This window comes from Pseudomonas sp. G166 (assembly GCF_037027455.2).
GTDB lineage: Bacteria > Pseudomonadota > Gammaproteobacteria > Pseudomonadales > Pseudomonadaceae > Aquipseudomonas.
This window is the reverse complement of sequence record NZ_CP146985.1, coordinates 1395978-1417640: the sequence shown is the minus strand read 5'-3', so window position 1 is coordinate 1417640 and position 21663 is coordinate 1395978. Positions and strand designations below refer to the sequence as shown.

Annotated in this window: 23 protein-coding genes; 13 read left to right on the top strand and 10 right to left on the bottom strand. The window is 61.7% G+C overall.

Annotated features, from left to right (window positions below; genetic code table 11):
* The first annotated feature begins 77 nt into the window (after positions 1-77).
* Positions 78-1265 carry a Na+/H+ antiporter NhaA gene (gene nhaA / locus SGN16_RS06330; RefSeq protein WP_210643143.1) on the top strand — a complete coding sequence of 396 codons (1188 nt, stop codon included), beginning with the start codon at positions 78-80 and terminating at the stop codon, positions 1263-1265.
* 124 nt (positions 1266-1389) lie between these two features.
* Here nhaA and SGN16_RS06325 read toward each other — a convergent pair whose 3' ends face one another.
* Entirely contained in the window at positions 1390-1854 is a 465-nt protein-coding gene (locus tag SGN16_RS06325; RefSeq protein ID WP_063322674.1) for a glycine zipper 2TM domain-containing protein, read from the bottom strand.
* A 170-nt stretch (positions 1855-2024) separates the two neighbouring features.
* On the opposite strand from SGN16_RS06325, the gene SGN16_RS06320 reads away from it, so the two are divergent.
* Positions 2025-2306: a hypothetical protein gene (locus SGN16_RS06320; RefSeq protein WP_210643142.1), complete on the top strand. Its 282-nt coding sequence runs from the start codon at positions 2025-2027 to the stop codon at positions 2304-2306.
* Here SGN16_RS06320 and pdxH read toward each other — a convergent pair.
* From pdxH to dinG, 4 genes are all read right to left on the bottom strand, one after another.
* Complete coding sequence (gene pdxH / locus SGN16_RS06315) at positions 2254-2901, bottom strand: pyridoxamine 5'-phosphate oxidase (protein WP_210643141.1); 648 nt, start codon at positions 2899-2901, stop codon at positions 2254-2256. The genes SGN16_RS06320 and pdxH overlap by 53 nt on opposite strands.
* Before the next feature lie 24 nt (positions 2902-2925).
* Positions 2926-4038 (bottom strand): OmpA family protein, encoded by a 1113-nt coding sequence (locus SGN16_RS06310; protein WP_335943541.1) that lies wholly within the window; start codon positions 4036-4038, stop codon positions 2926-2928.
* Positions 4039-4157: 119 nt separating this feature from the next.
* Complete coding sequence (locus SGN16_RS06305; protein ID WP_210643139.1) at positions 4158-5303, bottom strand: serine hydrolase domain-containing protein; 1146 nt, start codon at positions 5301-5303, stop codon at positions 4158-4160.
* A gap of 152 nt (positions 5304-5455) precedes the next feature.
* Positions 5456-7600, bottom strand: a complete 2145-nt coding sequence (dinG, locus tag SGN16_RS06300) for an ATP-dependent DNA helicase DinG (protein ID WP_210643138.1) — start codon at positions 7598-7600, stop codon at positions 5456-5458.
* A gap of 99 nt (positions 7601-7699) precedes the next feature.
* Between dinG and SGN16_RS06295 the strand changes: the two genes are divergently transcribed.
* On the top strand, positions 7700-8164 hold the full coding sequence (locus tag SGN16_RS06295; protein ID WP_335943540.1) for a CopD family protein: 465 nt from the start codon (positions 7700-7702) through the stop codon (positions 8162-8164).
* Between the two features lie 124 nt (positions 8165-8288).
* On the opposite strand, the gene SGN16_RS06290 is transcribed toward SGN16_RS06295, so the two are convergent.
* The 4 genes from SGN16_RS06290 to SGN16_RS06275 form a co-directional block, all read right to left on the bottom strand.
* A complete protein-coding gene (locus SGN16_RS06290) occupies positions 8289-9047 on the bottom strand; it encodes a collagen-like protein (RefSeq protein WP_210643136.1) in 759 nt (252 codons plus the stop codon).
* Entirely contained in the window at positions 9040-9312 is a 273-nt protein-coding gene (locus SGN16_RS06285) for a DUF1145 domain-containing protein (protein ID WP_210643135.1), read from the bottom strand. The genes SGN16_RS06290 and SGN16_RS06285 overlap by 8 nt, the downstream gene beginning before the upstream one ends.
* Positions 9313-9456: 144 nt before the next feature.
* A complete protein-coding gene (locus tag SGN16_RS06280) occupies positions 9457-10182 on the bottom strand; it encodes an OmpA family protein (RefSeq protein WP_335943539.1) in 726 nt (241 codons plus the stop codon).
* Positions 10183-10272: 90 nt separating this feature from the next.
* A complete protein-coding gene (locus tag SGN16_RS06275) occupies positions 10273-10968 on the bottom strand; it encodes an OmpA family protein (RefSeq protein ID WP_210643133.1) in 696 nt (231 codons plus the stop codon).
* A 192-nt stretch (positions 10969-11160) separates the two neighbouring features.
* On the opposite strand from SGN16_RS06275, the gene SGN16_RS06270 reads away from it, so the two are divergent.
* The 4 genes from SGN16_RS06270 (at position 11161) to SGN16_RS06255 (ending at position 12912) form a co-directional block, all read left to right on the top strand.
* The gene (locus SGN16_RS06270) at positions 11161-11658 is read left to right on the top strand and encodes a DUF6231 family protein (RefSeq protein WP_210643132.1); all 498 of its coding nucleotides are present in this window, start codon (positions 11161-11163) and stop codon (positions 11656-11658) included.
* Between the two features lie 14 nt (positions 11659-11672).
* Positions 11673-12149, top strand: a complete 477-nt coding sequence (locus SGN16_RS06265) for a YchJ family protein (protein WP_210643131.1) — start codon at positions 11673-11675, stop codon at positions 12147-12149.
* 68 nt (positions 12150-12217) lie between these two features.
* Positions 12218-12703, top strand: coding sequence for an LEA type 2 family protein (locus SGN16_RS06260; RefSeq protein WP_335943538.1), 486 nt, complete (start codon positions 12218-12220; stop codon positions 12701-12703).
* A gap of 5 nt (positions 12704-12708) precedes the next feature.
* Complete coding sequence (locus tag SGN16_RS06255) at positions 12709-12912, top strand: SEC-C metal-binding domain-containing protein (RefSeq protein WP_034154967.1); 204 nt, start codon at positions 12709-12711, stop codon at positions 12910-12912.
* Positions 12913-13058: 146 nt separating this feature from the next.
* Here SGN16_RS06255 and SGN16_RS06250 read toward each other — a convergent pair whose 3' ends face one another.
* Positions 13059-13616 carry a cysteine hydrolase family protein gene (locus tag SGN16_RS06250; RefSeq protein ID WP_335943670.1) on the bottom strand — a complete coding sequence of 186 codons (558 nt, stop codon included), beginning with the start codon at positions 13614-13616 and terminating at the stop codon, positions 13059-13061.
* A gap of 198 nt (positions 13617-13814) precedes the next feature.
* Here SGN16_RS06250 and SGN16_RS06245 point away from each other — a divergent pair, with 198 nt between their 5' ends.
* The 6 genes from SGN16_RS06245 to SGN16_RS06220 all read left to right on the top strand — a co-directional run bounded on the left by SGN16_RS06245 (position 13815) and on the right by SGN16_RS06220 (position 21650).
* Positions 13815-16265 carry a penicillin acylase family protein gene (locus tag SGN16_RS06245; RefSeq protein WP_335943537.1) on the top strand — a complete coding sequence of 817 codons (2451 nt, stop codon included), beginning with the start codon at positions 13815-13817 and terminating at the stop codon, positions 16263-16265.
* Between the two features lie 139 nt (positions 16266-16404).
* Positions 16405-17430 carry a ligase-associated DNA damage response exonuclease gene (locus tag SGN16_RS06240; protein ID WP_335943536.1) on the top strand — a complete coding sequence of 342 codons (1026 nt, stop codon included), beginning with the start codon at positions 16405-16407 and terminating at the stop codon, positions 17428-17430.
* On the top strand, positions 17427-19115 hold the full coding sequence (locus SGN16_RS06235; protein WP_335943535.1) for an ATP-dependent DNA ligase: 1689 nt from the start codon (positions 17427-17429) through the stop codon (positions 19113-19115). Before SGN16_RS06240 ends, SGN16_RS06235 begins: the two co-directional genes overlap by 4 nt.
* Positions 19116-19374: 259 nt before the next feature.
* Positions 19375-20157: a transporter substrate-binding domain-containing protein gene (locus tag SGN16_RS06230; RefSeq protein WP_210643126.1), complete on the top strand. Its 783-nt coding sequence runs from the start codon at positions 19375-19377 to the stop codon at positions 20155-20157.
* Between the two features lie 57 nt (positions 20158-20214).
* A complete protein-coding gene (locus SGN16_RS06225; protein ID WP_025212190.1) occupies positions 20215-20943 on the top strand; it encodes an ABC transporter permease in 729 nt (242 codons plus the stop codon).
* Complete coding sequence (locus SGN16_RS06220; protein ID WP_210643125.1) at positions 20940-21650, top strand: ABC transporter permease; 711 nt, start codon at positions 20940-20942, stop codon at positions 21648-21650. Before SGN16_RS06225 ends, SGN16_RS06220 begins: the two co-directional genes overlap by 4 nt.
* Positions 21651-21663 lie beyond the last annotated feature (13 nt).

The window sequence follows — 21663 nt, the reverse complement described above, 5'->3', positions numbered from 1 at the left end:
TATAACTTTTGTTTTAACAACTAACCGTACGGGTTAGGGTGTGCCATCTTTTTTGATTCGATGAATGGAGAGCGATCGTGGCTCTACGTAATTCTCTGACACGTTTTTTCCAGCTGGAGGCTGCCAGCGGCCTGCTACTGATCGCCGCTGCCGTGCTGGCCCTGGCCATCAATAATTCACCCCTTTCCTGGCTGTACAACGGCCTGCTGGATACGCCGGTGGTTGCTCAGGTCGGGGCACTGAAGATCGCCAAACCCCTGTTGCTGTGGATCAACGACGGCCTGATGGCGATGTTCTTCCTGCTCATCGGCCTCGAAGTCAAGCGGGAGGTCCTCGGCGGGCAACTGTCGAAACCGTCGCAAATCGTCTTGCCCGGCGCGGCAGCGATTGGCGGCATGGTGGTGCCGGCACTGATCTACTGGTTCCTCAACCGCGACAATCCCCCCGCCCTCGCCGGCTGGGCGATTCCGACGGCCACCGACATCGCCTTCGCCCTCGGCGTGCTGGCCCTGCTCGGCAAGCGGGTGCCGGTGTCGCTCAAGCTGTTCCTGATGACCCTGGCGATCATCGACGACCTGGGCGCCATTATCATCATCGCGATCTTTTACTCCGGCGCCCTGTCCAGTCTGTCGCTCATATTGGCGGCAGCCTGCATCGCCGCGCTGGTGGCGTTGAATCGGATGGGCGTGGTCAAGCTCGGCCCTTACATGGTCATAGGCCTGATTCTGTGGGTCTGCGTGCTCAAGAGCGGTGTCCATGCCACCCTGGCGGGGGTGACCCTGGCGTTCTGCATTCCGCTGCAGACGAAAAATGCCGAAACCTCACCGCTGCTGACCCTGGAACATGCCCTGCATCCCTGGGTGGCCTACGGCATCCTGCCGCTGTTCGCCTTCGCCAACGCCGGCCTGTCCCTGAGCGGCGTCACCGTCGAGAGCTTCACTCATCACGTACCGATGGGTATCGCTATCGGCCTGCTGCTGGGCAAGACCGTCGGCGTATTCGGCCTGACCTGGCTGGCCGTGAAGATCGGCATCGCCAGTCTGCCCACGGGTGCCAACTGGGGACAGGTACTGGGCGTGGCGATCCTGTGCGGTATCGGGTTCACCATGAGCCTGTTCGTCGGCTCCCTGGCGTTCGAGCCGGGTGTGAGTGACTACGCCGGCATGGACCGGATGGGGATCCTCACCGGTTCGATATTGGCGGCGTTGTTGGGTTACGCGGTGACAGCGGCGGCCAGTCGCAAGCAGCCTGCATTGCCGAGCTGATTCCTGGTTGCCTGAGGGGGGTGCATATCCATTGCTGCGGTAACGGATATACACACCAGTCTCCCAAAAAAAACGGCGCTTTCCATTCCCGGAAAAAGCGCCGCTCTCTCTTACCCACTCCCGCTTAGTGCGATACGCGACTCGTGCCACCCACAGTGGAAATACGAACCCGCTCACCCACACGGAACACCTCGTTTTCCTGAACCTGCTGCACATAGGCACGCATGCTGCCGTCGTCTTCGCGAACGGTGATTTCCACACCCTGGGTGCGAGTCAGGCCTTCTTCAGTAGCGGAGCCGATCAGGCCACCGGCCACAGCGCCGATCACCGCGGCGACGATGCTGCCACGACCGCCACCGATGGCGCTACCGCCCACACCACCGACCACTGCACCGGCCGCACCGCCGATTGGGGTCTTGGTGCCTTCGATCTTGACCGGACGCAGGGCTTCGATGGTCCCCATACGAATCGTCTGCACGCGACGCGCTTCGTCACGGGAGTAGGAGTCACCGGTCAGGCTCGACTGACAGCCAGTGAGCAACATCGCCATCGTGGAAAAAGAAGCAACCAGCAAAACAGACTTACGCATAGCATCAACTCCAAAAGACAGGTATTCATTAAACTCCGCAGCTTGACGCCTGTCACGGCCCCGCCGGGATAAAATTGGTTTCATTCAGGTGCAATACAGGCGCGCCCGAAAAATCCCTCTCACAGTAGCGCCAATTTCCGATATCTGCGTCACCGACCCAAGGATTTTTCATGGATTATTTCATCATAGTCGCCACCACCGTGGCCGGTTTGTACTTCCACTGGTGGCTGTATGTGCGCATCAAGCGCTGGGTGGACCGCGACCTGGCGCTGTCGTTGGCGGGGCAGGATGAGCAGAAAAAAACCTACATGCTGCAACAACTGGCCCGCGCCCGGGAGCAAGGCATCAAGCGCCGGGACCTGCAGCAATGGCTGCAAACCGCTGCTGCAGGTTATCGCGCTAAGGCGCCAGACGCTCGCGAACCCAGTCCGCCCCTTGCAGGCGGTAGTTGAGGCGATCGTGCAGGCGGCTCGGGCGACCTTGCCAGAATTCAATGCGCTCGGGCAGCAGACGATAACCGCCCCAATGCTCAGGGCAATGTGGTTGATTGTCGCTGAAGCGTTGTTCCGTGGCCTTGAGCAAGTCTTCCAGCTCACCGCGACCGGCAATCACCCGGCTCTGGGGCGAGGCCCAGGCACCGAGACGGCTGCCCAGTGGCCGCACTTGGTAATAGGCGTCCGACTCCTGCGCCGTGACCTTTACCACTTTGCCCTCGATGCGCACCTGGCGCTCCAGGGTCGGCCAGAAAAACGTCATGGCCGCGAAGGGATTGCCTGCCAGCTGCTGGCCCTTGGCGCTGTCGTAATTGGTGAAAAACGTGAAGCCCTGGGCGTCCAGTCCTTTGAGCAGCAGGATTCGGCAATGAGGGCGCCCTTCGGCATCCACTGTCGCCAGGGTCATGGCATTGGCCTCCACCGGGGCCTGCTCGGTTTTCACCGCATCGGCGAACCATTGGTGGAACAGCGCGAACGGCTCGGCCGGGGCTTGCGCCTCGGTCAGGCCATCGCGGGTGTAATCGCGGCGCATATCAGCCAGCGCTTGGGTCATGGCGCGTTCCTTGTGGTTAGCCCATCACTGCTTGGGAGTATCGGCGGCCGCGACTTTCTTGGTATCGGTGGCGGCTTTGGCCGGTTGAGGTTTCTTCGCCGCGGGCGCTTTGGTCGCAGCTTTCTTCGCAGGAGCCTTGGCGACGGTCTTTTTGGCTGGAGCTTTTTTGGTGGCCGTGGTCGCGGCTTTTTTAGCTACAGGCGCTGGAGCGGGGGCGACAGGTTTCACGTCTTGGGCCGCCACCAGCGTCACTGGCGCAGGGGCCGGCATGTTGTACTTGCTCAGCAGCGCAACCATGGTGTTTGCCGGTGTCACCAGCAATTCCACGCGACGGTTCAAGGCACGGCCTTCCACGCTATCGTTGGCCGCACGGGGTGCGACCGCGCCCATGCCGCGCAGCATCAGGCGATCACGTTGCAAGCCGCTGAGACGGAAAATCGCCGCCACGGACTGGGCACGCTCCTGGCTGAGTTTCAGGTTGGCTGGCGCAGCGCCGGAAGTGTCGGCGTGACCAAGAATCAGCACGGCGGTTTTCGGGTCGGCTTCGAGGACCTTGGCAACGCGAGTGAACGGGCCAAGGGTCACTGGGAGCAACATCGCAGGGCGGTCAGGGTTGAAAGAGCTATCCACTGGCGCGGTCACCACCAGCACATTGTCGCGGCGCTCAAGCTCAAGCTTGCTGTCCTTGATAGCGGTGCGCAATTTCGGCTCGTAATCGTCAAGCCAGGCCTGGGTGACTTTCGGGTCGGGCATTGGCACTGCCTTGGCGGTTTCCTGATCCTTGCCGCCGAACGGCCACCACCACTTGCCGTTGCTTTCGGCTTCAGCCTTGGCGACGTTCGCCGGTGCCTGGGCTTCAGGCTTGGCTTGAGGTTTGATTTCGTCTTTCTTGGCAACGTCGGCGGCGTCATCGGAGGAGAACGGCCACCACCAGTGGGTGGCACTCTCGGCCTTGACCTGTGGCGCGACGGCTGCCGGCTTCAGGGGCGCCGCTGGCGCCGCATCTTTAGTCGCAACCTTGTCGGAGGCCCCGAACGGCCACCAGCTACTGCCGTTCTCGGCATCATTTTGTGGGGTTTGTGCGCAACCGGTAATAGCGAAGCACAGCGCCAGAGCGAGGGTTTTATTCGATGACATTGGATATCCACAAAATAATGTAAATGAAAAAACAAAAGGCCATGTTCGGGCCGCATAAACAGACGCTTGGAAACTGAAAAGGACACGAGGTTCCTGTGCCCGCCGCCTTCAATGGCGTTTTACAGACAAGTGGCAAGCACCCTCGCAAGGTTCTGCGCGCGCGGATCCATCAACACATAAGGCCCGAGTGTGTTGGTCACGAAGCCAAAAGCCACATCCTGTTCCGGATCGGCAAACCCGGTAGAGCCTCCCGCCCCCGGATGACCGAATGCCCGTGGGCCAAGGCCGTAGGTCGCGTTCGGAACATCCGGCTGATCGAGCATGCAACCCAGGCCGAAACGGGTCCGGGTCAACAGTGTCTTGTCCTCGCCGAGGCTGTGCTGGCGAGTCAGTTCGTCGAGCATTTCGCCTTCCAGCAGGCTGCCGTCCAACAGACCGGCGTAGAACCCGGCCAGGCTCCGCGCATTGCCGTGGCCGTTGGCCGCCGGTTGCTGCATGCGTCGCCACTCCGGCTTGTTGGTGCTGGTCATGATCGATGGCGGGTTGGTGAAGGCCCGGGTGGTCATGGCCGTGGGTTCGCGCATCGTCACCTGCAGCAGGCGCTGGGCCGCCGCATCACCAACGTTGCCTTTGCCACGGGCAATGTGGGCCACGCGATGAAACTCCTCATCGGCCAGGCCTACGTGGAAATCCAGGCCCAATGGCTTGGCGACCCGGGCCACGATGGACTCCCCTGGGCCACGTCCATCGGCCCGACGCAGCAGCTCACCGATCAGCCAACCGTAGGTGATCGCGGCGTAGCCGTGGCCCTCGCCCGGCGTCCACCAAGGTGTTTCAGCGGCCAGGGCATCGACCATGGTTTGCCAGTCATACAGTGCTTCGGGCGGCAGCAATTCACGCAGCGCCGGCAATCCAGCCTGATGGCATAGCAGCTGGCGCAGGGTGATGGATTGCTTGCCGGCTGCGGCAAATTCCGGCCAATAGCGGGCGACCGGGGCATCCAGCTGCAACTTGCCCTCGGCCACCAATTGCAAGGCTGTGACAGCGGTAAACGTCTTGGTGCAGGAAAACAGATTGGCGATGGTGTCGCTGTGCCAGGCTTCGCTGCCATCCTTGTCAGCGGTACCGGCCCACAGGTCGACCACGGTCCGGCCAGCGACTTGAATGCACAACGCCGCGCCACGCTCCTGGGGATCATCGAACAGCGCCGCGAAGGCTTCACGCACCGCCTCGAACTGAAGCTCATAATGGCCTTGAATCTGCACCCGCAACTCCTTTGAAACAAACACTTTTTAAAGTGCTGGCATTGTTTCAGCCATTCAGGCTTTTGGGAACCGCCGCAAGACGGCTGACCGGACTGGTACTGGCCTTTGTGGCGAGGGAGCAAGCGCCCTCGCCACTGCAAGTCATGCACCTATCAGGAGATCTCCCGCCGAAACGGCGGCAGCGCGTTGAGGATCGCCTTGCCATAGCGTTGGGTCACCAGCCGCCGGTCGAGCAAGGTGATGGTGCCGCGGTCCTCTTCGGTCCGCAGCAATCGGCCACAGGCCTGGACCAGTTTCAGCGAAGCGTCCGGCACCGAGATTTCCATGAACGGGTTGCCGCCACGGGCTTCGATCCACTCAGCCAGCGCGGCTTCCACCGGATCGTCAGGGACGGAGAACGGGATCTTGGCGATCACCACGTGTTCACAATAGGCACCGGGCAAATCCACGCCTTCGGCAAAACTCGCCAGGCCGAACAGCACACTGGAATCCCCGCCGTCGACCCGCGCCTTGTGCTTGTTCAGGGTTTCCTGCTTCGACAGGTTGCCCTGGATGAACACCTGTTTGCGCCAGTCACGGTCGAGGCCGTCGAACACGTCCTGCATCTGTTTGCGCGAGGAAAACAGCACCAGGGTGCCCCGCGAGCCTTCTACCAGCTCCGGTAGGTCGCGGATGATCGCCGCAGTGTGGGCAGCAGCATCCCGTGGATCGGCCTTGAGATCCGGCACTCGCAGCACACCGGCGTCAGCATGGTGGAACGGGCTCGGAACCACGGCGGTCACGGCTTTCTTCGGCAAGCCGGCCCGCATGCGGAAGCGGTCGAACGTGCCCAGGGCAGTCAGCGTCGCGGACGTCACCAGCGCGCCATAGGCCACATTCCACAGGTTGCGACGCAGCATTTCCGCCGCCAGGATCGGGCTGGCATTGACCTCGATGTCGAACAGCGAACCGCTTTCGGCCAAGGTCAGCCAACGCGCCATCGGCGGGTTGTCTTCCGGATCCTCGGCGGTGAAGGCCGTCCACAGCTCCCAGTTGCCCTGGGAGCGGGACAACAGACTGCCGAACAGCGGATACCATTCCTCAGCCTGGTTGCTGGCGATGCCGATGTTGACCTCGCCATCCATGCCCTCCTTGAGCAGGTCGGTCAGGCGGGTGAAGAGATCGGTCAGGCGGGCGAAGCCTTTCTTGAGCTCAATGCCCATTTCGCGCATGTGCTCGGGGATCACCCCACCGACGAAACGATGGCGTGGCCGCTCGCGGCCTTCGACATCTTCGCCGGGCTTGAAATCGGCCACTTGTTCGCAAGCGGTGAACATGAACTGCTGGTTGGTCTTGATTTCCCGCGCCAGCTCCGGCACTTGCTCGATGAACTTGCCCAGGTCTCCCGGCAACGGATGCTGGGCCAACAGTTTGGTGAGGTTCTTGGCGGTGGTTTCCAGCCAGTCAGCGGTGGAACGCAGCCGGGTGTAATGGGCGAAATGGCCGATAGCCTTGTCCGGCAGGTGGTGACCTTCGTCGAACACGTAGATCGTGTCTCGCGGGTCCGGCAGCACCGCGCCTCCACCCAGGGCCAGGTCGGCCAGCACCATGTCGTGGTTGGTGACGATGACGTCGACCTTGCCCATGCCTTCGCGAGCCTTGTAGAAAGCACACTGGCCGAAGTTGGGGCAATGACGGTTGGTGCACTGGCTATGATCGGTGGTCAAGCGGGACCAGTCGGCGTCTTCCAGGGCCGTGGACCAGCTGTCGCGGTCGCCGTCCCACTTATTGCCGGCCAATTTCTCGATCATGCTGGTAAACAGCTTTTGGCTGGCCTCATCGACCTCGATCTTGAAGCCTTCTTCCTCGAACAGCTGGGCCGTGGCGGTCTGCGCCTGGCCTTCCTGCAGTAGCATGTCGAGCTTGGACAGGCACATGTAGCGCCCACGCCCCTTGGCCAGCGCAAAGCTGAAATTCAGCCCGCTGTTGCGCATCAGGTCGGGCAAGTCCTTGTAGACGATCTGTTCTTGCAGGGCGACGGTAGCGGTGGCAATCACCAAGCGCTTGCCAGCGGCCTTGGCGGTGGGAATCGCCGCCAGGCTGTAGGCCACGGTCTTGCCAGTACCGGTGCCGGCCTCCACCGCCACCACGGCGGGCTCGCCACTGCGCCGGCCTTCGTCGTCGGTGTCGATGTCACCCAGGACTTTTGCCACTTCGGCAATCATCAGGCGCTGGCCATATCGCGGCTTGAGGCTCTTGGCTTCGAGAAAACGCGAATAGGCGCCCTGGATCGTGGTTTTGAGTTCGGTGCTGATCATGAATGGTCGGGCGCTAAAAACGCTGGATAAATTTTCAGTGGTTCGGATCGGCGGCTATCATACCCCGCTAATGAATCCTGCGCAGAACGGAGTAACCCAATGACACCCTTTGCCCTCGTCTACACCCTGCACTTGCTGGCGGCCCTGGTTTGGGTCGGCGGCATGTTCTTCGCCTGGATGATCCTGCGCCCCGCCGCAATGACAGCCCTTGAAGGCCCTGCCCGACTCAAGTTGTGGCTAGAAGTGTTTCAGCGTTTTTTCGTTTGGGTCTGGGTGGCGGTAGTGCTTTTGCCGATCAGCGGTGTCGGCCTGATCCACGTGCGCTTTGCCGGTTTCGAAACCGCGCCGCGTTATGTGCAAGTCATGATGGGCTTGTATGTGGTGATGACCGCGCTGTTTATCCGTATCCAGGGGCTACAGTTGCCGGCCTTGCGTAGTGCGGTGACGGCCCAGGACTGGCCGGCGGGTGCGGCGGTGCTGGGGAAGATTCGCAAACTGGTGGGGATCAATCTGTTGATCGGCTTACTGGTGGTGGCCATTGGCGCGGCGCGGCCGATGTTCTAAAAGTTGCACAAGGCCCTGTGGCAGCGAGCTTGCTCGCGATAGCGGTGGATCAATTCAGCCTTTATATGACTGACAAACCGCAATCGCGAGCAAGCTCGCTCCCACATCAGGCTCCGTCAAACACTTAGAACCGCTGCACCGTCACCGCCCCCGCCGCGCCGGCAGGCCCCGGCTGGCCGGCGGCGCCAGGCCGACCGCTCTTGCCGCCGTCGGCCGTATAAACGAGACAACCCTTGGCCTTGCCCCCGGCCCCCGGCTTGCCACCGGGCCCCGCCGCACCACCCGCACCACCGTCCACCACCACCTTGATCTGTTCGGCGGGATACGCACGGGGTACTTCGAGGCGCACCAGCGCACCGGCGGCCCCAGGCTGCCCATCGCTGCCATTACTGCCGTCGGCACCGCGGCCGGCCGAACCCCAGGTGCAACCCGGAGCCTTGCCATTGGCGCCGTCCAGGCCGACGAAACCCGGCGCACCGGTACCGCCGCGGGCATCCACCGACAACAGCGGCGCGTTCAAGGCACTGAAACGCAGGTTGAGATTGCGCCCCGGCCGGGCCGCCTTGGTATAGGTGCCCGGCGCGCCCCGGGAAGTGATCTGGCTGCCGTCGGCCAATTCAGCCTGGGCGACTTTCATTTCCAGGGCCTGTTGCGCCGGCACGATGGCGATCCGCGCCTCGCGCCCCAGGTGCAGTTGGCCAATGGACAACTCAGTGACATTGGAAGGCACCAGCAAGGTGCCGTAATCGGCCACATCCAGCCGTTCCAGGGTCAAGGTACTGGTGGTATTGGGCAGGCGCATGAGCGAGTGGCTTTCTACCTGGAGCACTTGAGCCGAAGCCCATGGGCAGACGAATGCGACGAGCAGACACAATTTACGCATGAGAAGCCTCTGGCGCGGTCGGGATGGTTTGCAGATGGAAGATGCCAAACAGCAGCACTCGCAGGCGATCGCGGCCAGGCGAAGGGCGGCCACGAAAGCTGGCCCTGAACAACAACAGCTCCAGCAAATGCACCGCCAGTAGCAGCGCTGCGGCAAAGTTGACCAGCAGATGCAGTGGATGGACGAACGGTAGGATCAGGTTGACCAGCACCACCAACCAGAACAGTAGGGTCAGTAAACGCCCCAGCCCCCAAAACACCTTCATACGCCCCCCGATGAGTATTATTCTTTGGCCGCACAGTAACGGCTTGCGCGCAGGATAAGCCAGAGGGCGAGGAAAATTTAATTTAGCACCGGCCAGCGACCGTCGAACCGCCCTCCTCGCGCCCCGACGGCTCTGGCTCAGGGCTCAACGCTGGATATGCAGCTCGACCCGACGGTTCTGCGCCCGCCCTTCGTCAGTCTCATTATCGGCCACCGGCTCACCTTCACCCTTGCCTTCGCTGGTGAGCTTGTCCGGGGCCAGCCCCTGGGTCAGCAGATACTCTACGACGCTGCTGGCGCGCCGCTCGGACAACCCCTGATTATAGGCGTCGGTACCGACGCTGTCGGTGTGGCCTACCACGCGAATGCTGACGACATTGGCATGGCTCAATTTGCCCATTAGTCCATCGAGTTGGCTTCGCGCAGCGGCGGTGAGATCGGACTTGTCGAAATCGAACAGCACCTTGCCGGCATCGTTGAGGGTGATCACTTCAGTGGCCGGCGCTTCAGGTTCGACCGGCGGGGCGCTGGCCGGGTATTGCGGCAGCGGGCAACCGTGATGCTCGACCGGGGTATTGGCCGGCGTGTCGGGACACCGGTCACGGCGGTCGAACACACCGTCGTCGTCTTCATCGCCATCCTGGGCGTAACAGACCAAACCACCGCCCAAAAGCCCCAGAGCGGCGCCACCGGCAGCCCAGCCACCGCTTTCAATGGCTCCCAGCCCGCCGCCGACAAGGCCGCCAATCAGGCTGCAGATTGGCCAGGTGCGTTGATTGAGGGGAGCGCTGCCATCGCTGTGAGTGGCACAACCGGACAACAGACTGCTCGCGAGCAGTACCGGCAAGGCTGCCCTGATTAGAACGTTCATAGGGAATGCTCCTGTGTCACCGGCCCATACCGGTCACACAGGAGTAAAGACCCGCATCCGCGACTGTACAAGCCGCGGATGACAAGGGTTTCAGCGATTTATCTTGATTTCCGTGCGGCGGTTCAGCGCGCGACCATCGGCGGTTTTGTTGTCAGCCACCGGCTGGCTCTCACCGGCGCCGGACACCGAGACGAAGCTGGCGCTAGGCACACCTTGCTGGACCAGGTATTGCACCACCGAATTGGCCCGTTTTTCCGACAGTTTCTGGTTATAGGCATCGCTGCCGACGCTGTCGGTATGACCCGTGACCCGCAGTTGCGCAGTAGACGTTTCCTGCTTGAGCCGGGTCGCAACGCCGCTCAGAATCTCCTTGTCAGCCGGGGTCAGCGTGGCTTTGTTGAACTCAAAGTGCACGTCGCGGATCACGATGGTCTCTTCCTTGACCACTGCCGGTTCTTCAACCACCGGCGCCGGGGCGGGCGGCGGGCAGCCGTCGGCATCGACCTGCACACCCTTCGGTGTGCCTGGGCACTTGTCGCGACTGTCCGGCACACCATCGCCATCTTCGTCGCCGTCACCATGAGCCCAGCACCAACCCGCCGCCACAGTACCGGCCACCAACGCTCCGGGGCCGATCCAGGAACTGCTTTCGATGGCGCCCAACCCAGCGCCGACGACGCCACCGGTGGCCGCACAGATCGGCCAGTCGGTTTTCTGCAAACCTGCGCAACCAGTCAACACACTGGTTAGCAGAACCAGGGGTAACGCTGTCCGAACTATGCTCATTGGGTTTTCTCCTTGAGGGATCGGCTTTGCGCCGATTCAAGGGAGTAAAGACCCGAGTTCGGATCTGCGCCAGCCTCAAGCAATCCTGGATTTCGCCCCGTATTTGCGGCAGTTCGACACGTTTAGGCGCAAACCGCTCTAGGCCATGCTGTCCGGGCAGGCTATCGTGATGCTTCTGACTGAGGAACTTCGATGACCGTTGCCATTTCTTCGCGCACACCCCAGCAAGCCCTGGCTGCCGTGCTTGATCGCTATGCCCCGCAAAAACTGTTGTTGATCGGTGCCAGCAGCTTTCCCGCACTCGAAGCCTTCCAGCAGGCGCACCCTGACACCGAAGTGGTCCATGCCACCCCCGGCACGCTGCCGGCGGACGTCGCGGCGCGACGTTTTGACCTGGCCCTGGCGCTCGATTGCCTGGAGCATTTGCCCAAGCGCGACGGTCTGAACCTGTTGGGTGGCATCCGCAATCTCAATGCCAGCCGTATCGCGGTGCTGGCAGATCTCAACGCCTGCGGCTGGCAGGAGACGGACTTTTTCTCCCTGGCCCTGCAAGCGAGCGAGCGATTCCAGCGCGAGGAGCAGGTGCTGACCCTGTTTACCTACGATCTGCTTGAATACAAACAAGTCCCCGACTGGCTCAACTCACGCTTTTGGGCCAACCCGGAAAACTTTGGAAAATACTGGTGGTAGCCGTGAACACAAGTATGCACACAACCATTTGCCCCTGCGGCAGTGGCAACCCATTGGACGCCTGCTGCGGCCATTATCACGACGGTCACCCGGCACCTTGCGCCGAAGCCTTGATGCGCTCGCGCTATAGCGCCTACGTGCTGGGGTTGGTGGATTATCTAGTGGCCACTACCCTTCCCGCCCAACAGGCCGGCCTCGATCGCCTGTCCATCAGCGAGTGGAGTGCCAAAAGCACCTGGCTGGGACTGGAGGTAGAGAGCAGCGAAGTGTTCGGGGGCCAACCGGAACACGCCTTCGTGACCTTCACGGCGCGTTGGCACGACGGTCAGGGCGAACATAGCCACCGCGAACAGTCCTCGTTCGTGCAGAATGACGGGCGTTGGTACTTCATCGACCCGACCGTGCCGGTCAAGACCGGACGCAATGACAGCTGCCCGTGCGGCAGCGGGCATAAATTCAAGAAGTGCTGTGCAGGCTACTTCACGCGTTGATATCGGAATCGTCCGACGCTCGTCCGCTTGCCAGCGGGCTAGACTGGGGATAAACCAGAGGCACGGACATGACCCACTCCTCGTACCTGCTACGCATCACATGCCTGCTACTGCTCGTCGGGCTTGGCAGCTGTGCGTCCTGGCGAGGCGACGAGGCACCTGAACCGCAGGTGCATCTGGTCAAGGTCGAGGTGGTGCGGGCCCGGTTGCTGGAGCAGAAGTTCATGCTGCACTTTCGCGTCGACAACCCTGCCGACAACGACCTGACCGTGCGCGGCCTGACCTACCGCATCCACCTGGGCGACCTGCTGCTGACCGAAGGTGAGCACGAACACTGGTTTACCGTGCCCCCCAAACAAAGCGCCTATTTCAAGGTGCCTATCCGTACCAACCTGTGGCCGCAGGTACGGGAGGTGGTAAAACTGCTTGAGAAACCCCGCCAGCAGATTCCCTATCGTCTGGAAGGTGAGCTGGAAACCGGATTATTCATCGCTCACTACGTGCACCTGGAGCGCAATGGCGTGATAATCGCCGCCGATTTTATTGCGGAGTAACCCCGATGACCCAACAACCTCACGTTCACGGCCCTGATTGCAACCACGACCACGACCATCACCACGAGCATGATCACGGCCACGTCCATGGCCCGAACTGCGGCCACGCTCACCAGGAGCCAGTGCGCAACGCGCTGAAGGATGTCGGCCGCAACGACCCTTGCCCATGCGGCAATGGCAAGAAATTCAAGAAATGCCACGGGGCTTGAGGGTTCGGGCGGAAAATCTCTTCGCCCGCTAGACCGCCATCGCGAGCAAGCTCGCTCCCACATTGATCCGCGGCGATCACCCCATATCGTCTCGCCGCAAACCTCTGTGGGAGCGAGCTTGCTCGCGATGAGGCCGGCACTTTCTATCAGCCCGCCTCCAGAATCCGCCGCACACTGACCACCGTTGCATACTCCCCATGCAAGTTGCCCAGCGACATGGCATGCACCTCGGCAGCCGAGCGGGCATTGCCGAAATAATCGGCCTTGTCGAAGGTAAAGCAGGCGTCCTCGGCCACCCAGGTGTCGAATCCCAGATTGCCGGCTGTGCGCGCCGTGGACTCTACCGAGTTGTTCGTCGCCACACCGACGATCACCAATTGCCCGATCCCGGCCTTACGCAGGTTCTCTTCCAGACGGGTACCACTAAACGCATCAGGCACTTGCTTGTGAATCAGCCCTTCACCGGCCATCGGCTCGAATCGTTGTTGAACCTCCACGCCCGACTGCCCTGGCCAGAACACCGAGTCCGGTGAGCGGGACAGATGGTGGACGTGAATCACCGGTCGCGCCGAATGTCGCCAGAGCGCCAGCAATTCCAACATGCGCAGCTCCGCCTCGGGATTGTTGCGAGCGCCGAGCCTGGGATGAAGAATGCCTTTCTGTTGATCGATGAGAATCAGCGCAGCGTTTTTCTGTAGCTCCATGCCGGTTATTCCACAGCTCGTCATTAGGTTTTCGTACTTGAGCATCACCGCTTCCTACAGGCAAGCCCTATCCGGAACTGTGCCCCCAGGCTTTGATCGCCAAATCAACAAATAACCTCGTCCCCGCTTGCGCCGCCTCCTCCCGCTCACTAACGTAGCGCCTTTATTGCCGCTACCCCCTCCCGCAGGAGCTTTGCCATGGCCTCGCCAGCCTCTATTTCTTTCATTCCCCGGCTCGGCGTCGCCGCCGCAGTGGCCAGTGCGCTCGGTTTGAGCGGTTGCCAGGCCTGGAACACCCAGGACACTGTTGCGCCCACTTCCGGCGTGCAGCCACTCAAGGGGCTGGCCCAGAACGTGTCGGTTCGACGCAATGCCATGGGCATGCCGCTGATCGAGAGCAACAGCTTCCACGATGCCCTGTTCACCCTCGGCTACGTCCACGCCAGCGATCGCATCACCCAGATGGTGACCCTGCGCCTGCTGGCCCAGGGTCGGTTGGCGGAAATGTCCGGTGCCGAGCGCCTGGACGTCGACCGCTACATGCGCGCAGTCAACCTGAAGAAAAACGCCGATGAGCTGTACAAGGCATCCTCGCCACGGCTCAAGCGCTTCTTCGAAGTCTATGCCCGTGGCGTGAACGCCTACCTGTTCCGCTACCGCGACAAGTTGCCGTCGGACCTGGCTGCCACCGGCTACAAACCCGAATACTGGAAACCGGAAGACTCGGCGCTGATGTTCTGCCTGCTGAACTTCAGCCAGTCGGCCAACCTGCCGGAAGAAATCGCCAGCCTGGTGCTGGCCCAGACAGTCACCAACGACAAACTCGCCTGGCTGAGCCCGTCCTATCCGGACGAGCAACTGCCCATGGCCGAAGCCGACAAACTCCAGGGTATCCGGCTCAACGGTCAAGTCCCGGGCCTGAACGAGATCAGCAAGGCCACCGAGCAGTTGGCCGGACTGAACCTGTTGAGTGAGGCATCTTCGAGCAACTGGGCCATCGCTGCGCAACGCAGCCGCAGCGGCAAGAGCCTGCTGGCCAGCGACAGCCATGGACCATTGAATACCTCGTCGCTGTGGACGCCCGTACAGATCCGTGCGCCCAAGTACCAGGCGGCCGGGGTTTCCGTAGCGGGCATCCCAATGATTCTGGCGGGCTTCAACGGCAAAGTGGCTTGGAGCATGACCAGCGTACTGGGGGACAACCAGGACCTGTTCCTGGAAAAAATCCGCCGCCAGGGCAATGGCCTGTCCTACGAGGTCAACGGCAAATGGCAGCCGGTGACGGTGCGCAACGAAACCTACTTCATCAAGGGTCAACGGTCGATTCGTGAAGCGGTGTTTGAGACCCGCCACGGCCCGCTGCTCAACAGCGCCCAAGGCCCGGCCATGGCCAACGGTTTTGGTCTGGCGTTGCAGACCCCAAGCTTTACCGACGACAAGACCCTGGACGCGTTCTTCGACCTGTCCCGGGCGCAGAACGTCGAGAAAGCCTCTGATGCCAGCCGGGAAATCCGCGCCATGGCGGTGAACATGGTATTTGCCGACGCCAACCATATCGGCTGGCAAGTCACCGGTCGCTACCCCAACCGCCGCGAAGGCGAAGGCCTGTTGCCGTCACCGGGCTGGGACGGTCGCTACGATTGGGACGGTTACGCCGACCCGATGCTGCATCCCTACGACCAGGACCCGGCCCAGGGCTGGCTCGGCACCGCCAACCAAAGGGTCATTCCCCACGGCTACGGCATGCAGTTGTCCAACTCCTGGAGCGCACCGGAGCGTGGCGAGCGCCTGGCCGAACTGGCTGGCGCGGGCAAGCACGACACCCGCAGCCTGACCGCCATGCAATATGACCAGACCACGACATTCGCGGCCAAGCTCAAGAAAGTCTTTGAGGCCCCGGGCATGTCCCAACCGCTCAAACAGGCCATCGAAGCCCTGCCGGCGGCTGACCGGGCCAAGGCCCGCGAGGCTTATACCCGCTTGATGGCGTTCGATGGCCGGCTCAGCCCGACCTCTGCCGACGCAGCGATCTATGAGCTGTTCCTGCAGGAAAGCATGAAACAGATTTTCCTCGACGAGCTGGGCCCGCAGAGCAGCCCGGCGTGGAAAGCGCTGGTCGCCAACGGCCAATTGTCCTACTCGGCCCAGGCCGATCATCTGTTGGGTCGCGAAGACAGCCCGTTCTGGGATGACGTGCGTACACCGCAGAAGGAAGACAAGGCCGTCATCCTGGCCCGCAGCCTGGCCGCGACCATCAGCGCCGGTGATAGCCAGTTGGGCGCAGATCACAAGGCCTGGCAATGGGGCAAGCTGCACCACTACGCCTGGAAAAACAGCAGCGGCCAGATCGTGCGCGGCCCGGTGTCAGCCGGGGGCGACGCGACCACGCTGAACATCGCGGCGTTCGCCTGGGGCCAGGATTTCACCAGCACCCTGGCGCCTGCGACGCGCTTTATCGTGGACTTCGGCCAGCCCGAACCGTTGATGATCCAGGGAGGCAGCGGCCAGTCTGACAACCCGGCCAGCCCGAACTACATCAATGGCATCGATCCGTGGATCAAGGGGCAATATCAGAACCTGCCCTTGCAACCGCAGAACTTTGATCGGGCGTATGGCAAGACGCGCTTGACCCTGGTGCCGGGCAAATAGGCGGTCCCCTGTGGCGAGTGGATTTATTCCCTCGCCACAGGAGTCCATCCTGTCACCTGATTCTGCCCCACCAAAACCCGATAGAACTTCTCCCCTCGCCCTCGCCTCTACCTGACAAGCCCATCGCCCCGGTGACTGCATGGATCTTGTCATTGCCCGCCCCGAAGGCCTGTACTGTCCGCCTGGAGATTTCTACATCGACCCCTGGCGCCCGGTAGAACGCTCGGTTATCACCCACGCCCACGGCGACCATGCCCGAAGCGGCAACCAACACTACCTGGCAGCGGCACCCGGCGAAGGCATCCTGCGTTCACGGCTCGGCCAGGACATCGACCTGCAAACCCTGTCCTATGGCGAGCGCCTGCGGCATCACGGCGTGACCTTGAGTTTTCACCCCGCCGGCCATGTGCTGGGTTCGGCCCAGGTGCGCCTGGAATACCAGGGTGAAGTCTGGGTAGCGTCGGGGGATTGCAAAGTCGAGCCTGACGGTACCTGCACACCGTTCGAACCGGTGAAATGCCATACCTTCATCACCGAATCCACCTTCGGCCTGCCGATCTACCGTTGGCAGCCACAGGCGCAGATCTTCGACGAAATCAACCAGTGGTGGAGTGGCAACATCGCTGCCGGCCGGGCCAGCGTGCTGTTCTGTTATTCCTTCGGCAAGGCCCAGCGGATCCTCCACGGGATCGACGCAAGCCTTGGACCGATCCTGGCCCACGGCGCGGTAGAACCGTTGAATCGGGTCTATCGCGAGGCCGGGGTTGATCTGCCGCCGACGATCTATGCCGGCGATGTAAAAAAGAACGATCCGCTCATGAGCCAGGCGCTGGTGATCGCCCCACCCTCTGCCGGCGGCAGCTCCTGGATGCGTCGTTTCGGCGACTACAGCGATGCCTTTGCCAGCGGCTGGATGCGCTTGCGCGGCACACGGCGGCGGCGTGGCGTGGACCGCGGGTTCGTGCTGTCCGACCACGCCGACTGGCCGGGCCTGCTTTGGGCCATCGAACAGACGGGCGCCGAGCGAGTCATGGTCACCCACGGCTCCGTCGCCGTGCTGGTGCGCCACTTGTGCGAGCAAGGCCTCGACGCCCAGGGTTTCACCACCGAATACGGTGACGATGAAGAAGAACTCACCACCGACACCGGCCAGGAGGCGTCATGAAAGCCTTCGCCGAGTTGTACGCCGAACTGGACGCCACCACGTCCAGCAATGCAAAGCTGGCCGCCATGCAGGCCTACTTCACCAAGGCTATGCCCCAGGACGCAGCTTGGGCTGTGTATTTCCTGTCCGGCGGCCGCCCACGCCAGCTGGTACCGGTGAAAATCCTGCGGGAGCTGGCGGTGCAGGTGTCCGGGTTGTCATTGTGGTTGTTCGAAGAGAGCTATCAAGCCGTGGGCGACCTGGCCGAAACCATTTCGCTGGTATTGCCGCCGTCGCCCCACAGTTCCAACGAAGGCCTGGCAGTGTGGATCGAGGAGAAGCTGCTGCCCTTGCGCGGCGAGTCGCCCGAGGTGCTGGCGGTGCACTTGCCGGCGTTGTGGGCGCAACTCGACCGGCCAAGTCTGATGCTCTGTATCAAGCTCATCACCGGCAGCTTCCGCGTCGGAGTGTCCAAACTGCTGGTAACCCGGGCCCTGGCCGGGATGGCCGGACTGGACAGCAAGCGAGTGGCCCAGCGGCTGGTGGGCTACACCGACCTGTCCCATCGTCCAACCGCCGCCAGCTACCTCAAGCTGATCGCTGCCGAATCCACGGACGAACATGCCCAGCGCGGCGGCCAGCCGTACCCGTTCTTCCTGGCCCATGCATTAGCGCAACCGGTGGAGCAGTTTGGCGCGTTGCTGGGGCCTGCCAGTGACTGGCAAGTGGAATGGAAGTGGGACGGAATCCGGTCCCAGGTGGTCAAGCGCGATGGTCATTTATGGATCTGGTCCCGGGGCGAGGAACTGGTCACCGAACGCTTCCCCGAATTGCACTCACTGGCGCAAATCCTGCCCGACGGTACGGTGATCGACGGAGAAATCGTCGTGTGGAAAACCTCGCAACCCATCACCGAGGACGCCTTCGATCCGAATACGCCGCTGCAGCCGGCCGTGCAACCTTTCGCCCTGTTGCAGCAGCGCATCGGGCGCAAGACCCTGGGCAAGAAAATCCTCGAGGACGCGCCCGTGGTGGTGATGGCCTACGACCTGCTGGAATGGCAAGGCGAGGACTGGCGCAGCCGTCCCCAGGCCGAGCGCCGTGAACAACTGGAAGTGCTGATTGCCCGCGCCCATAGCCCGGTACTGTTGCGATCGCCGATCGTTACCGGCCCGGATTGGTTCGACCTTGCCCGGCAACGCGAAGCGTCTCGCAGCCTCGGTGTCGAAGGCATGATGCTCAAGGCCCGCGATGCCCTGTACGGTGTCGGTCGGACCAAGGACATGGGCGTGTGGTGGAAGTGGAAGATCGATCCGTTCAGTGTCGACGCAGTGTTGATCTACGCCCAACGCGGCCACGGCCGGCGCGCCAGCCTCTACAGCGACTACACCTTCGCCGTGTGGGACAACCCGCCGGGCAGTCGCGAACGCAGCCTGGTGCCATTCGCCAAGGCGTATTCGGGGCTGACCGATGAAGAAATGCGCCAGGTCGACAGCATCGTGCGCAAGACCACTGTGGAAAAATTCGGCCCGGTGAGCAGTGTCACGCCGACCCTGGTATTCGAGCTGGGCTTCGAGGGCATCGCCCTGTCCAAGCGCCACAAGAGTGGGATTGCGGTACGGTTTCCGCGGATGCTGCGCTGGCGCCAGGACAAAAACGTCGAAGAGGCCGACACATTGGCGACGCTCCAGGATCTACTGAAGTAAATACACGGTCATTACCACAGACACATCCCCTCCGCCTGAGAATGCCAACGCACAGCTCGCTCTATCCTGGTGCGTCTTTTGAGGTACGCTCGTACCCGCGCACCAACACGTTCCGTTGCCTGACGCCGAAGCTTTTAAAACACTTGTTCGGCACTCTGGTTCGGAAATTGCTACCTTTATGCCGTCATACCGTTCTCGCCTTCACCGGTAACAATACTTACGCGCCACAAGCGCTCATATTGGTTTTAGGGATTGAATAATGAAAAAAGCACTGCTGACCCTTTCTGCACTGGCGTTGTGCATGGCCGCCGGCGTCGCCACGGCCAAGGAATACAAGGAACTGCGTTTTGGTGTCGACCCCTCCTACGCCCCGTTTGAATCCAAGGCCGCCGACGGCAGCCTGGTCGGTTTCGACATTGACCTGGGCAATGCGATCTGCGCGGAACTGAAGGTCAAATGCAAATGGGTCGAAAGCGATTTCGACGGCATGATCCCGGGCCTGAAAGCCAATAAGTTCGACGGCGTGATCTCTTCCATGACCGTGACCCCGGCCCGCGAAAAAGTCATCGACTTCTCCAGCGAGCTGTTCTCCGGCCCGACGGCGTATGTGTTCAAGAAAGGTTCAGGCTTGAGCGAAGACGTTGCCTCGCTCAAAGGCAAAACCGTCGGCTACGAGCAAGGCACCATCCAGGAAGCCTACGCCAAAGCCGTGCTGGACAAGGCCGGCGTCAAGACCCAGGCCTACCAGAACCAGGACCAGGTCTATTCCGACCTGACCTCCGGCCGCCTCGACGCAGCGATCCAGGACATGCTGCAAGCCGAGCTGGGCTTCCTGAAATCGCCAAAAGGCGAAGGCTATGAAATCAGCAAGCCGGTGGACAGCGAATTGCTGCCGGCCAAGACCGCCGTTGGTATCAAGAAAGGTAACACCGAGCTGAAGGCTCTTTTGGACAAAGGTATCAAAGCGTTACACGATGACGGCACCTACGCCACCATCCAGAAAAAACACTTTGGCGATCTGAATCTGTACAGCGGCAAATAATGCGCTGCGCCCATCCGGTCTCGGATGGGCGCTTTTTTCCTGCCAAAGGCCTCTTCCATGTTCGAACAACTCCTACAAAATCTGGGGCTCTCCGCCTTCAGCCTGCAGGGCTTTGGCCCGTTGCTGATGCAAGGCACCTGGATGACCATCAAGCTATCGGCCCTGTCCTTGCTGCTGAGCGTCTTGCTCGGCCTGCTGGGCGCCAGCGCCAAGCTGTCCAGCGTCAAACTGCTGCGAATCCCTGCCCAGCTCTACACCACGCTGATTCGCGGCGTGCCGGACCTGGTGCTGATGCTGCTGATTTTCTACAGCCTGCAGACCTGGCTGACCTCTTTTACCGACTTCATGGAATGGGAATACATCGAAATCGACCCATTCGGTGCCGGGGTGATCACCCTGGGCTTCATCTATGGCGCGTACTTCACTGAAACCTTTCGCGGCGCGATCCTTGCGGTGCCCAGGGGCCAGGTCGAAGCCGCCACCGCGTATGGCCTCAAGCGTGGCCAGCGCTTTCGCTTCGTGGTATTTCCGCAAATGATGCGTTTTGCCCTACCAGGCATCGGCAACAACTGGATGGTGATGCTCAAGGCCACCGCGCTGGTGTCGATCATCGGCCTGGCCGACCTGGTCAAGGCGGCCCAGGATGCGGGCAAGAGCACCTACCAACTGTTTTATTTCCTGGTACTGGCGGCGCTGATCTACCTGCTGATCACCAGCGCGTCCAACTTCATCCTGCGCTGGCTTGAACGCCGCTACGCCGCCGGAGCCCGGGAGGCGGTGCGATGATCGAACTTCTGCAAGAATACTGGCGGCCGTTCCTTTACAGCGACGGCGTCAATGTCACGGGCCTGGCGATGACCCTATGGCTGCTCAGCGCCTCGCTGTTGATCGGCTTCCTGGTGTCGATCCCACTGTCCATCGCCCGGGTTTCGCCCAAGGTCTACGTACGCTGGCCGGTGCAGTTCTACACTTACCTGTTCCGCGGCACGCCGCTCTATATCCAGCTGCTGATCTGTTACACCGGCATCTACAGCATCGCGGCGGTGCGCGCCCAGCCATTGCTCGACAGTTTCTTTCGCGACGCGATGAACTGCACGATCCTGGCCTTTGCCCTGAACACCTGCGCCTACACCACGGAGATTTTCGCCGGGGCGATTCGCAGCATGAACCATGGCGAAGTCGAAGCGGCCAAGGCCTATGGCCTGACCGGCTGGAAGTTGTACACCTACGTGATCATGCCGTCGGCGCTGCGCCGCTCGCTGCCCTACTACAGCAACGAAGTGATCCTGATGTTGCACTCGACGACCGTGGCGTTCACCGCTACCGTTCCTGATGTGCTGAAAGTTGCCCGGGACGCCAACTCGGCGACATTCCTGACGTTCCAGTCGTTCGGCATCGCCGCGTTGATCTACCTGACCGTCACCTTTGCACTGGTGGGCCTCTTCCGCCTTGCCGAACGCCGTTGGCTGGCCTTTCTCGGGCCGAACCACTAGGGCTTCTGTTCCA